The sequence below is a fragment of the Agrobacterium tumefaciens genome (assembly GCF_005221325.1).
Classification (GTDB): domain Bacteria; phylum Pseudomonadota; class Alphaproteobacteria; order Rhizobiales; family Rhizobiaceae; genus Agrobacterium.
The window spans coordinates 1,347,910-1,360,000 of sequence record NZ_CP039888.1 but is presented as its reverse complement, the minus strand read 5'-3'; the positions used below and the strand labels follow the sequence as shown (position 1 = coordinate 1,360,000).

Annotated in this window: 12 protein-coding genes; 11 read left to right on the top strand and 1 reads right to left on the bottom strand. The window is 59.7% G+C overall.

The genetic code is table 11. From position 1 onward, the window contains the following. Window positions 1-70: 70 nt before the first annotated feature. From CFBP5499_RS07140 to CFBP5499_RS07105, 7 genes are all read left to right on the top strand, one after another. Window positions 71-355 (top strand): acyl carrier protein, encoded by a 285-nt coding sequence (locus tag CFBP5499_RS07140; RefSeq protein ID WP_003495848.1) that lies wholly within the window; start codon window positions 71-73, stop codon window positions 353-355. Window positions 356-444: 89 nt separating this feature from the next. Beyond that, entirely contained in the window at window positions 445-924 is a 480-nt protein-coding gene (locus tag CFBP5499_RS07135; RefSeq protein WP_080825041.1) for a 3-hydroxyacyl-ACP dehydratase FabZ family protein, read from the top strand. 207 nt (window positions 925-1,131) lie between these two features. Beyond that, entirely contained in the window at window positions 1,132-2,328 is a 1,197-nt protein-coding gene (locus CFBP5499_RS07125; RefSeq protein WP_080825042.1) for a beta-ketoacyl-ACP synthase, read from the top strand. Between the two features lie 12 nt (window positions 2,329-2,340). Further along, entirely contained in the window at window positions 2,341-3,621 is a 1,281-nt protein-coding gene (locus CFBP5499_RS07120; RefSeq protein ID WP_080825043.1) for a beta-ketoacyl-ACP synthase, read from the top strand. A 142-nt stretch (window positions 3,622-3,763) separates the two neighbouring features. Further along, complete coding sequence (locus CFBP5499_RS07115) at window positions 3,764-4,792, top strand: zinc-binding dehydrogenase (RefSeq protein WP_080825044.1); 1,029 nt, start codon at window positions 3,764-3,766, stop codon at window positions 4,790-4,792. 5 nt (window positions 4,793-4,797) lie between these two features. Beyond that, window positions 4,798-5,727: a lipid A biosynthesis lauroyl acyltransferase gene (locus CFBP5499_RS07110; RefSeq protein ID WP_371506521.1), complete on the top strand. Its 930-nt coding sequence runs from the start codon at window positions 4,798-4,800 to the stop codon at window positions 5,725-5,727. 279 nt (window positions 5,728-6,006) lie between these two features. Further along, the gene (locus CFBP5499_RS07105; RefSeq protein WP_080825046.1) at window positions 6,007-6,702 is read left to right on the top strand and encodes a hypothetical protein; all 696 of its coding nucleotides are present in this window, start codon (window positions 6,007-6,009) and stop codon (window positions 6,700-6,702) included. 50 nt (window positions 6,703-6,752) lie between these two features. Here CFBP5499_RS07105 and CFBP5499_RS07100 read toward each other — a convergent pair whose 3' ends face one another. Beyond that, the gene (locus CFBP5499_RS07100) at window positions 6,753-7,556 is read right to left on the bottom strand and encodes a TSUP family transporter (protein ID WP_080825047.1); all 804 of its coding nucleotides are present in this window, start codon (window positions 7,554-7,556) and stop codon (window positions 6,753-6,755) included. A gap of 182 nt (window positions 7,557-7,738) precedes the next feature. Here CFBP5499_RS07100 and CFBP5499_RS07095 point away from each other — a divergent pair, with 182 nt between their 5' ends. The 4 genes from CFBP5499_RS07095 to CFBP5499_RS29960 all read left to right on the top strand — a co-directional run bounded on the left by CFBP5499_RS07095 (window position 7,739) and on the right by CFBP5499_RS29960 (window position 12,006). Beyond that, the gene (locus tag CFBP5499_RS07095; protein ID WP_080827325.1) at window positions 7,739-8,698 is read left to right on the top strand and encodes a nucleoside hydrolase; all 960 of its coding nucleotides are present in this window, start codon (window positions 7,739-7,741) and stop codon (window positions 8,696-8,698) included. A 303-nt stretch (window positions 8,699-9,001) separates the two neighbouring features. Next, a complete protein-coding gene (locus CFBP5499_RS07090; protein ID WP_045016540.1) occupies window positions 9,002-10,222 on the top strand; it encodes an LL-diaminopimelate aminotransferase in 1,221 nt (406 codons plus the stop codon). Window positions 10,223-10,283: 61 nt separating this feature from the next. Continuing rightward, complete coding sequence (locus tag CFBP5499_RS07085; RefSeq protein WP_006316330.1) at window positions 10,284-11,594, top strand: homoserine dehydrogenase; 1,311 nt, start codon at window positions 10,284-10,286, stop codon at window positions 11,592-11,594. A 187-nt stretch (window positions 11,595-11,781) separates the two neighbouring features. Beyond that, window positions 11,782-12,006 (top strand): hypothetical protein, encoded by a 225-nt coding sequence (locus tag CFBP5499_RS29960; protein WP_173986965.1) that lies wholly within the window; start codon window positions 11,782-11,784, stop codon window positions 12,004-12,006. Window positions 12,007-12,091 lie beyond the last annotated feature (85 nt).

Here is a 12,091-nt window from a genome sequence, read left to right as displayed (position 1 = left end):
TGGCTTTTTTGTGCGACTTGCCTATGTGGTGCGTCAGACAGGATAATTCATACGAACGACAATAAGGATTATGGGCGTGACAGCTACATTCGACAAGGTTGCCGACATTATCGCCGAAACCAGCGAAATCGACCGCGAAACCATTACGCCGGAGAGCCACACGATCGACGATCTGGGCATCGACAGCCTCGACTTTCTTGATATCGTTTTCGCGATCGACAAGGAATTCGGCATCAAGATTCCGCTCGAGCAGTGGACGCAGGAAGTCAACGAAGGCAAGGTTTCCACCGAAGAGTACTTCGTGCTGAAGAACCTCTGCGCCAAGATCGACGAGTTGCGCGCAGCCAAGGGCTGATGTGACAATGCCCGCTTCCGGCGGGCATTTCTTTTTCTGGACCCGGCCTTGTTGGGCGGGTCGCAACCGACCAGAGACGGGCCGGACCGATGCTGCTTGAATATTTTCAGATGATCGACAAGGTCGAAGCCGTGGACATGGCGACGCGCACGTTGAAGGCGCAGTCCGTCGTTCCCGACAAAAGCCCTGTGTTCGAAGGCCACTTCCCCGGCATGCCGCTGGTTCCGGGCGTGCTCCTGATCGAGACCATGGCGCAGGCTTCCGGCATGATGGTTCTGGCATTTTCCGATTTTGCGTCCATGCCGTTCCTGATGTCGGTCGATGGCGCGAAGATGCGCACCTTCGTGGAGCCGGGCGCCGTTCTCGACATCGAGGCCGTGCTGGAGCATGACGGTTCTGGCTTTGCCGTTACCAAGGCGAAGATCACCTCGGGTGGTAAGAAGGTCTGCGACGCGCAGCTTAAATTGCGCACCATGCCGTTCAGCGAAATCCCGCTTGGGCCTATCGTCAAGAAGCGGGCCGAGGAAGTCGGCCTGATGGCGGCCATTGCCGCGGATGCGCAGAAATAAGCGTTTCCACCCGTTTCGAAGGGACACGTTTTTCGGTCGGCCCGGTTTTGAAGCACGAAAATCGTGGGCTCGCGACGGCGGATCGGGCCTTCACCATTGCCAATCCGCATCGCGCGCTTTATTCCGCAACGCATGAAGTGGTTGTTCGCAGCCGCTGTGGATAGCCGTGACCGTTTCGGCGGGGCCGGCTGCAAAGGATGACAGACGATGAAATCTGACAATGATGTGGTGATAACAGGGGTCGGCATCGTGACCTGTCACGGCGTTGGCAGCCAGGCGCATGTGGCGCTTCTTTCTGGAGCCGCCGTGCCGGAGCCGGTTGTCGAGACCGAAAAGTTCAAGCCCTATCCGGTCCATCCCATGCCTGACATTGACTGGTCGGCGCAGATCGCCAAGCGTGGCGACCAGCGGCAGATGGAAAACTGGCAGCGGCTCGGTGTGTTCGCCGCTGGCCTCGCGCTTGATGATGCCGGGCTGAAGGAAAATGCCGAGGCCTGCGCCACCATGGACATGATCGTGGCGGCCGGCGGCGGCGAGCGCGACATCAATGTCGATACGCTGATTGTCGATGAAGCGCTGAAGCGCAACGATCGCGAAAAGCTGCTGAACGAAAAGCTGACGACGGAACTGCGCCCGACGCTGTTTCTCGCACAGCTTTCCAACCTGATGGCCGGCAATATCTCCATCGTGCACAAGGTCACCGGGTCTTCCCGCACCTTCATGGGCGAGGAAGCGGCTGGCATTTCCGCCGTCGAAACCGCGTTTCATCGCATTCGTTCCGGCGAATCGAGCCACGCCCTTGTCGGCGGTGCCTTCTCGGCCGAACGTCCCGACATGATCCTGCTGTTCGAAGCCATCGGCGCACATGCGCAGGGCGGCTGGCAGCCGCTGTGGTCGCGTGGTGACCAGGACGGCGGCGGCATGATTTCCGGTTCGCTCGGCGCCTTCCTCGTGCTGGAATCGCGCAAGCATGCCAGCGAGCGCGGGGCGCGCATCTATGCCCGCATCGATGCCATTGAGGGCGACCGTGGCAGCCGCGATGACGGCAAGATGGAAAAGCGCATGGAGCGCCTGCTTGCGCCTGCAAAGGACAGCGCTGCGACCGTCGTATTTTCAGGTGCGAGTGGTTTCGACGACGTTACCCGTCGCGAAAAGACCATTCTCGAAAAAGCCCTGCCGCAGGCCGCCATTCGCGGTTTCGGCGGTATCACCGGCCATGGACTTGAAGCTCAGTTTCCGCTTGGCCTCGCACTCGCGGCCCTGGCGCTTGAAAGCGGCGCGAAGGTTCCTACTTTCGATGCTGCCGCGGAAAGGCCCATGGGCGAAGCGGCCACCGAAGCGGTCGTCACCACCGTCGGCCATGTGCGCGGCGAAGGTGTCGCCGTTCTGTCCCGTGACGTGTGAGGAGAAAAGACCATGACCAATTTTAAGGATCATCTCGGTCGCCCGATCGTTGCCGTCACCGGCATGGGCATCATCACCTCACTCGGTCAGGGACTTGCCGATAACTGGGCAGCTCTGACATCAGGCAAGTCGGGTATCCACAAGATTACCCGCTTCCCGACAGAAGGGCTCTCGACCCGTATCAGCGGCACGGTGGATTTCATCGATATACCGGTGCCGAATTCCGTCGAGCGTTCTTATGCTTTCGCGCGCGAAACCACCATCGAGGCGCTGGCGCAGGCCGGCATATCAGGCGATTTCGATGGCCCGCTGTTTCTCGCCGCACCGCCGATCGAGCCGGAATGGAGCGCCCGTTTCGAGCTTGCCGACCGGTCTCCGCCGGCCGCTCAGCCGGGCGATGCCTATGAGCGGTTCCTGACGGCCTTCCGTCAGCGTCCCGATCCGGCATTCCAGGAAGCCGCATTGTTTGGCGCGATTTCCGAGCGTCTTTCCGACCGTTTTGGAACACGCGGCCTGCCGGTCACGCTATCGACGGCCTGTGCATCGGGTGCTACTGCAATCCAGCTCGGCGTCGAGGCGATCCGCCAGGGCCGCACGGAGCGGGCGCTGACGGTTGCGACCGATGGTTCTGTCAGCGCTGAGGCGCTGATCCGCTTTTCGCTGCTCTCGGCGCTTTCGACCCAGAACGACCCGCCGGAAAAGGCTTCAAAGCCGTTCAGCAAGGATCGCGATGGTTTCGTGATCGCCGAAGGTGCGGCAACGCTGGTGCTGGAATCGCTCGAAGCTGCCGTTGCACGCGGCGCCAAGGTGCTAGGCATCATCAAGGGCGCCGGCGACAAGGCCGACAGCTTCCACCGCACGCGGTCTTCGCCCGACGGCGGCCCGGCGATCGCGACGATCCGCGCGGCTCTTGCCGATGCCGGCATCGCGGAAAGCGATATCGGCTACATCAACGCCCACGGCACCTCGACGCCCGAAAACGACAAGATGGAATATGGCTCGATGCTCGCCGTCTTCGGCGAAGGCCTGAAGAATATTCCGCTGTCTTCCAACAAGTCGATGATCGGCCATACGCTGACGGCGGCAGGTGCCGTGGAAGCCGTGTTCTCGCTGCAGACCATGCTGACCGGCACCCTGCCGCCGACAATCAACTACAATAATCCCGATCCGACCATCACGCTCGACGTGGTGCCCAATGTGAAGCGGGATGCTCAGGTGAATGCGGTTCTGTCCAACTCCTTCGGGTTTGGCGGGCAGAATGCAAGCCTTGTCATGACGCGGGAACCGGCTTAACCGGTTCCGTCACAACAGGGGCGTTTCCCAATGAATTGCGGAAACGCTCTCGCTTCTTTGATGACGCATTCCAGCCGCAAAACCGTTAGAGATTTTTGCTGGAATGATTTTTAGATAACGCCCTCGGGCGAAGGACTGAAATATGCGCGCTCTTCAACTCGTGGACGACCGGAAGCTCGAAAAAGTGGACCTGCCCGAACCGGATGCTCCGGGCCCGGGTGAGGTGACGTTGCGCGTCAAGGCCGTGGCGCTCAACCACATCGACGTGTGGGGCTGGCGCGGCATGGCTTTCGCCAAGCGCAAGATGCCGCTCACCATCGGCGCGGAAGCCTCCGGCGTGGTCGAGACCATCGGCCCGGGCGTTTCGAATGTGCTGCCCGGTCAGCTCGTTTCGGTCTACGGCGCGCGCACCTGCGGGCTCTGCAAGCCCTGCCGAGAAGGCCGTGACAATCTGTGCGAACATGTCCAGGGCGTACACGGTTTCCATCTCGACGGTTTCGCGCAGGAAAAGATCAATATTCCCGCCCGCCAGCTCGTGCCGGCACCGCACGGCATTGATGCCGTTGCTGCGGCGCTCGCGCCGGTGACTTTCGGCACCGTCGAGCACATGCTGTTCGACAATGCCAAGCTCGAGCCCGGCGAGACCATCCTCATCCATGCCGGCGGTTCCGGCATCGGCACGGCGGCGATCCAGCTTGCCAAGAAGATGGGTTGCACCGTCATCACCACGGTCGGTTCCGACGACAAGATCGAAAGGGCGAAGGCGCTCGGGGCCGATCATGTCATCAACTACCGGACTGACCGTTTCGAAGGCGTCGTGCGCAAGCTGACGAAAAAGAAGGGCGTGGATGTGGTGTTCGAACACGTCGGCAAGGACACCTTCGTCGCCTCGATGTTCTCGCTGAAGCGTGGTGGCCGTCTTGTCACCTGCGGCTCCACCTCGGGCGTGTCCACTGAAATCAACCTGATGATGCTGTTCCAGCAGCAGCTGAAGCTGCTCGGTTCCTTCGGCTGCCGCATGGAAAACATGGCCAATGCCATGCAGAAGATGGCCCGCGGCATCGTTCATCCCGTCATCGACACGGAAGTCACCTTCGACGATATCGACCGGGCACTGGAGCGCATGGAAACGCGCCAGGTGTTCGGCAAGATCGTTCTGCGGATGGATTGACCACCTTGAAATTATTCCTGACGCGGATCGTCCTGAAACTGGACCACTTCCGGCAGTGGCTGATCGCGACATTCGCTTTCGGCCTCCTCAATCTGCTGAAGCTCTTCCCGGCCGATGCGGGCATTCGCGCCACGGACCGGCTGGCGCGCTGGGTGGGTCCGAAAACCGGCCGCCACAAGCTGATGCTTTACAATCTGGCGCGCGCCTTTCCGGAAAAATCCGAAGAGGAGCGGCTGGCGATCGCCATGGACAGCTGGGCCAATATGGGCCGGCTTGCGGCAGAATATGTGTTTCTCGACCGGCTGTTCGATTTCGACCCCGAGAAGAACGAGCCCGGCCGCATCGAAGTCGAGGGTGTCCCGACCTTTCTCGAACTGCGCGACAATCCGCGGCCCTTCATCGTCTTTACCGCCCATAGCGGCAATTTCGAGCTGCTGCCGGTCGCAGGCTCGGCCTTTGGCCTTGATGTGACGGTGCTGTTTCGGCCGCCGAACAATCCCTATGTGGCCGACAAGGTGTTCAATTTCCGCAAGGAACGCATGGGCAATCTCGTGCCGTCGCATGCCGGCTCCTCCTTCGCGCTGGCGCGGCAGCTGGAAAAGGGCGGCGGTGTGGGCGTGCTTGTCGACCAGAAGTTCGGCAAGGGGCTGACGACGAAGTTCTTCGGGCTTGAAGTTCGCACCAATCCGCTGCTTGCCAAGCTGGTGCGGCAGTTTAATTGCGATGTGTATCCCGCCCGCTGCATACGACTTCCCGACAATCGCTACAGGCTGGAAATAGAGCCTAAGGTTGAAATTCCCCGGGATGAAAGGGGCAATGTCGATATTCAGGCGACGGCGCAGCTTCTGAACGACAAGGTGGAAAGCTGGGTGCGCGAATATCCTGGCCAATGGCTTTGGTATCATGACCGCTGGGATGTGAAGCACCGGATTTGAGGTGCTTGTCGTGCGGCCGGATTTTTTGAGATTTTACAAAAAACCGACCCCGAATTTGTGCATTTCGATATTTTTTTATCTTGGTGGAACCTCATTTCTCGTTCATGGATTATCGAAATTGAAAAAATAGCGGTGGCTGTGATATTTTGAACATCAATCCCCACGGCGTTCCTGCGTTTCGTTACGTCATTTTTAAGCGCGCAGACGCTATAAACAGGGGCAAAGGGTTAATCCGTTCGCATTGGGAGCGGGGCATATGCCCGTTCAGGGAGAGTTGGGTTGAAAGATTTGATTGAGTTGTTCTGGCTACGTTATACGGAACTGCAATCTGCCGTCGGTAAGAACGAATCCGACAAGATTGCCGTGCTGGAGCGTGAACTGGAGCAACTCCTCGAGCGGATTGTTGGGCGCAAGACCGAAAGCTCCGAAGATATTCGCGAGCAGTTCCGTTTTGCAATCGATCTCCTCAATCACGAGGCGGAAGATCTTGGCTGCGTGCAGCGCAACTCCGAGCTGCTGCGAACCCTGGTCGATCGTTATGTCGGCATGCCGTCAAAGGCCAAGGTCGTCGGTGACGAGGACGAGGATACTCTGGAATGGCATCACCGCCATCTGATCCTCGATGAGGACATGCTCAACGATCTTGACGAGCCGGTGGTGATCGTGTCTCCCGGTTACCGTGTTTCCTTCGCCAATGCTCTCGATGCATTTCAGCGCAATGCGCCGGAAGGGCTTATCGGCTGCCACATCGCCGAGCTTGTCGGCGTTCACCGTTTCCAGAACAATCTCAGGGAAAAGCTCGACAATTGCTTCAAGGGCGATACGTCGAAATATACCTATGCGGAAGACCAGAACGGCCGCACGGTCGTCAAGTCGCTGGAAATGTCGCCCTGCTACTCCTCCGCCTACAAGCTCGTGGGCGCGATGGTGGTGATCCGCGAGATCGCCGATCGCAGACGCCGCGCCACAGGCTGAGGGCGTCGGCCCGTTGTCTGACCGGCGGGGAAAAGGCGTTCTACCACTCCTTATTTCGGGAAGATGGTTTCCCAGATCGTGGCGATCGACCAGGCGGACGAAGCATCGACAAGAAGCTTCGTCGCCATGGCGAGGCACGACAGGACGAGAAGCGGGCGGATGATCTTCGCGCCGTTTTTCATCGCGAAGCGTGACCCGACCTGCGCCCCGATGAACTGGCCAAGGCCCATGGCGAGGCCGAGCTTCCACAAAACCGCTCCGCCCATCGCAAACACGACAAAACCGCCGAAGTTCGAGCCGAGGTTCAGCAGCTTGGTATGGGCGGTTGCCTTCAGCATGCCGAAACCGGCGAGCGCCACGAAAGACAGCATGTAGAAGGAGCCCGCGCCGGGGCCGAAAACACCGTCGTAAAAACCGATCAGCGGTGCCGCGGTGAGGCCGAACACGAAAGGCGTGATGCGGCGATGGCTGTCGATATCGCTGAGCTGCGGCTTGAAGGCGAAATAAAGCGCAATCGCAATCAGCAGAAACGGCATGATGGTGCGCAACAGATCGGCCGGAACGAAGCCGGCCGTGACCGCGCCGAGCCCACCGCCGAGCATCGCCATGATGGCCATCGGCAATTGTTCTCTCAGATTGACATGGCCGCGCCGTGCATAGGCGATGGTGGCCGAAGCCGAGCCGAATTGCGATTGCAGCTTGTTGGTGCCGAGCGAGTCCAGCGGCGCAACACCCATGATCAGCATGGCCGGAATGGTGATGAGACCACCGCCGCCGGCGATGGAATCGATAAATCCGGCAAAGATGGCGACGCAGAAGAGGACGATAAAAACGTTGAGGGCGATGTCTTGCACTTGATATGTCCGGGCAGGCGGAAGGAGAGGGCTTCTTCTTTCACCGAAAGGGTGACCGTGCAATCTCTTTCTGTGCGTTCGGCTGCGGGCAGGGGGATTGCGGTGTGGCCGCTTATCGCTATGTTTCCGTGGCGCGTCGCCGGAAGGGGTGATGGCGCTTAGGACATATGGATGAGGGCATTATGCATAAAGTGATATTCGATACGGATCCCGGTGTGGATGACGCCATGGCGCTTCTTTTCCTGCACCGGCACCCCGATATCGATCTGATCGGCGTCACCACGGTTTTCGGCAATGCGCCCATCGACATCACCACCCGCAATGCGCTTTTCCTGAAGCGGGAATGGCAGATGACCGCGCCAGTTGCCAAGGGTGCCGGCGTGACCTTCGATCCCGCCCGCAAGGAAGGTCACTGGCCGACCTTCATCCATGGCGAAAACGGTCTCGGCGATATCGATATCCCTGAGACGATCGATCTGCCGCTCGATCCGCGCCCGGCGCATCGTTTCATTATCGAGACGGTAAAGGCCCATCCCGGTGAGGTGACGCTGATCGCCGTCGGCCGCATGACCAATCTGGCGCTGTCGCTGCGTGAGGAACCTGACTTTGCCGCGCTGGTGAAGGAAGTTATCGTCATGGGCGGCGCTTTCGATATCAACGGCAATGTCTCGCCGGCGGCCGAGGCCAATATTCATGGCGACCCGGAAGCGGCCGATCTCGTTTTCACCGCGCCCTGGCGCGTGGTCGTCGTCGGCCTCGACGTGACGACGAAAACCGTGATGACGAGCGCCTTCATGGCAGAGATGGCGGAGGCGGGCGGCAAGCCCGTGCAGCTGCTTTCCGACCTGTCGCAATTCTACATCGATTTCTACAAGACCCGCACCGGCGACGGCATGGTGGTGCATGACAGCTGCGCCTGCGTTTATCTCGTGGCGCCTGAGCTGTTTACAACCCGCAGCGGCCCCGTGCGCGTCGTCTGCGGCGGTCTTGCCGATGGTCAGACCATTCAGAAGCCGGACGGTCGCGCCTTTCCGCCGGGTGATTGGGACGGGCATCCGAGCCAGCTCATCTGCACGGATATCAAGCCGGAGCGCGTGCTTTCGGTCATCCGCGCGGCAATTGTGAAGGGCGAGCGTGGCTGAACGACAGGAATGGCCGTTCTTGAGCATGGCTTGCCTTGCATTTTCCCAGAATCTGGCGTTATGCAGGTTCCTTGATCCCGTTGCGTGATCCGCCTTGCCAAAGGGGCTGAAAAGGCTGTGCCAGAGGCACGGGCGGATGATCGTGATGCCGCGTGGGCCTGAGAAAAGCCTTGTAGGTTTTCGCGTGCTTTGCGCTACAATGAATAACGCCTGCCGGGTCGGTTCGTGTCGGCGGCGTTTAAAAACAAAAAACGAACCTTCGTTATGGGCCGGCAGTACCGGTCCATTCCCATGAGGAAAGTGATGGAAGAGTTTCACAAGGTCCGGCGTCTGCCGCAATACGTCTTCGAACAGGTCAACCGTTTGAAAGCGAGCGCGCGAGCGGCCGGGGCCGATATCATCGATCTCGGCATGGGCAATCCCGACCTTCCGACCCCGAAGGCGATCGTCGACAAGCTTTGCGAAGTCGTTCAGGACCCGCGCACCCATCGTTATTCCTCGTCCAAGGGCATTCCCGGTCTCCGCCGCGCGCAGGCCGCCTATTATGCCCGCCGTTTCGGCGTGAAGCTGAACCCCGATACCCAGGTCGTCGCCACGCTCGGCTCCAAGGAAGGCTTCGCCAATATGGCGCAGGCTATCACAGCACCTGGTGACGTGATCCTCTGCCCGAACCCGACCTATCCGATCCATGCTTTCGGCTTTCTGATGGCGGGCGGCGTTATCCGCTCGATGAATGTGGAGCCTGACGACAGCTTCTTCGGACCGCTGGAACGGGCAGTGCGCCACTCCATTCCGAAACCGCTGGCGCTGATCATCAACTATCCGTCGAACCCGACGGCGCATGTGGCTTCGCTCGATTTCTACAAGGATGTGATCGCATTTGCGAAGAAGCACGAGCTCATCGTGTTGTCCGACCTTGCCTATTCGGAAATCTATTTCGACGACAACAATCCGCCGCCTTCGGTTCTGGAAGTTCCCGGCGCAATCGACGTTGCGGTGGAGTTCACCTCCATGTCGAAAACCTTTTCCATGCCCGGCTGGCGCATGGGCTTTGCCGTCGGCAATGAGCGGCTGATCGCGGCGCTGACCCGCGTGAAGTCCTATCTCGATTACGGCGCCTTCACGCCGATCCAGGTTGCCGCGACGCACGCACTGAATGGTGACGGCTCCGACATCGCGGAAGTGCGCAATGTCTATCGCCGCCGCCGCGACGTCATGGTCGATACGTTCGGCAAGGCCGGCTTCGAGGTTCCGCCACCGGCTGCGACGATGTTCGCCTGGGCGAAGATCCCGGAAAAGTTCCGCCATCTCGGTAGTCTGGAGTTTTCCAAACTTCTGGTCGAGAAGGCTGATATCGCCGTTGCTCCCGGCATCGGCTTTGGTGAGATGGGCGATGATTACGTCCGTCTCGCGCTCGTGGAGAACGAGCATCGAATTCGTCAGGCAGCGCGCAATCTGAAGCGTTTCCTGTCGAGCGCAGACGAAACGATGCACAATGTCGTTTCGCTTAACGCCCACAGATAAGGGCAACCGAAGGCGGCCGGGCCTCGGCCGCCACCATCATCAGCAAATCAGGAACATACCCATGGCAGATTCATTGAGAATCGGCATAGCGGGGCTCGGCACTGTCGGCGCTTCGCTCGTGCGCATCCTCCAGCAGAGAAGCAACGAACTTGCGATTACCTGCGGACGCGCGATTGAGATTATTGCGGTGAGCGCGCGCGATCGTTCGCGCGACCGCGGCATTGATCTCAAGGGTATTACCTGGTTCGACACGCCGGAGCAGATGGCGAGCGAAGCCGATATTGACGTGTTCGTCGAACTGGTCGGCGGCGCTTCCGGTCAGGCGGAAAATGCGGTGCGGGCAGCGCTGTCGCGCGGTCTCCATGTGGTGACAGCCAACAAGGCGCTGCTTGCCAAGCATGGCGTCGAACTGGCGACGATTGCCGAAGACAAGGGCGCGCTTCTCAATTTCGAGGCGGCGGTGGCTGGCGGTATCCCGGTCATCAAGGCGCTGCGTGAATCCTTGACCGGCAACCATGTGTCGCGCATCTATGGCATCATGAACGGCACCTGCAACTACATCCTCACCAAGATGGAGAAGGAAGGCCTGTCCTTCGAGGCGTGCCTGAAGGAAGCGCAGCGGCTCGGTTATGCCGAAGCGGATCCGGCCTTCGATATCGAAGGCAATGACACCGCGCACAAGCTCTCGATCCTCACCACGCTTGCCTTCGGCAACAAGATCGCTGCCGACGACATCTATCTCGAAGGCATCACCAATATCTCCATCGAGGATATTCAGGCAGCCGCCGAGCTTGGTTACCGCATCAAGCTTCTCGGTGTGGCGCAGGTGACGGACTCCGGTATCGAACAGCGCGTGCATCCGACCATGGTGCCGCTCGATTCCGTCATCGCCCAGGTGGATGGCGTGACCAATGCGGTGGCGATCGAATCCGACATTCTCGGCGAATTGCTGATGGTCGGCCCGGGTGCAGGCGGCAACGCCACGGCATCTGCCGTGCTTGGTGATATCGCCGATATCGCCAAGAGCCGTCCGGGCGCCCAGCAGGTGCCTGTGCTCGGCCGTCCGGCCAAGTCGCTGACGGAGTACCGCCGCGCCAAGATGAAGAGCCATGAGGGCGGTTATTTCATCCGTCTGACGGTGAAGGATCAGGCTGGTGTCTTCGCCTCGATCGCCACCCGCATGGCTGACAATAACATCTCGCTGGAATCCATCGTGCAGCGCCAGCGCGTGCATGTAGAAGGCGCGCCGCAGACAATCATCCTCGTCACCCATGCGACGATGGAGGATGCGATCCGCAAGGCGGTGAAGGCGATAAAGAACGAGAAATATCTCGTCAGCGAGCCGCAGGTCATCCGCATCGAGCGTACCTGAAACGGTTTGTTATTTTCATGACATCGAGGGCCGCGCTTCCAAAAGGAGGCGCGGTTTTTTGTTGCGTGGCCCTCTGCATCGCGCCGGTTTCATGCCGGCCATAAAATTTGAGGGGAAGGCATCGGAAACGCTGGAAAACAAGGCGATTCGGCACTATGGTTAATCCTGTTCACCAAGCGAGGGAGGCGTGGCCGTGACATCGATCATCCTGTTCAAGGACAATAAGCACGCAGGCGTTCTGGCCGCCCATCATCGGGCGCGGCCGCACAATGCCAATGACAACATTCGCAGCATGGAATTCGACATGGCCGAGCATGAGCGCAACTGGTGTTCGCTCGCCGTCTTCTCGCTGTTGCTGCTGGTCGGCGCTGTCTCGATCGTCAGCCCGTTTTTCTCAATTTTTTCGGTGTGAATCCATCAAGGCGCGTTTTTGCTTGAAAAACGCGCCTTCGCCATTTAGCCCGTTCTAACCAAGGCGCGGAACGCGCATGACAGGA

What these genes read in the sequence shown, in the direction of transcription:
- CFBP5499_RS07095 (WP_080827325.1), top strand. Translation starts at nt 7,739, where the DNA reads ATGCATAAAGTGATATTCGATACGGATCCCGGTGTGGATGACGCCATG.
- CFBP5499_RS07125 (WP_080825042.1), top strand. Translation starts at nt 1,132, where the DNA reads ATGAAATCTGACAATGATGTGGTGATAACAGGGGTCGGCATCGTGACC.
- CFBP5499_RS07090 (WP_045016540.1), top strand. Translation starts at nt 9,002, where the DNA reads ATGGAAGAGTTTCACAAGGTCCGGCGTCTGCCGCAATACGTCTTCGAA.
- CFBP5499_RS07115 (WP_080825044.1), top strand. Translation starts at nt 3,764, where the DNA reads ATGCGCGCTCTTCAACTCGTGGACGACCGGAAGCTCGAAAAAGTGGAC.
- CFBP5499_RS07135 (WP_080825041.1), top strand. Translation starts at nt 445, where the DNA reads ATGCTGCTTGAATATTTTCAGATGATCGACAAGGTCGAAGCCGTGGAC.
- CFBP5499_RS07085 (WP_006316330.1), top strand. Translation starts at nt 10,284, where the DNA reads ATGGCAGATTCATTGAGAATCGGCATAGCGGGGCTCGGCACTGTCGGC.
- CFBP5499_RS07140 (WP_003495848.1), top strand. Translation starts at nt 71, where the DNA reads ATGGGCGTGACAGCTACATTCGACAAGGTTGCCGACATTATCGCCGAA.
- CFBP5499_RS07120 (WP_080825043.1), top strand. Translation starts at nt 2,341, where the DNA reads ATGACCAATTTTAAGGATCATCTCGGTCGCCCGATCGTTGCCGTCACC.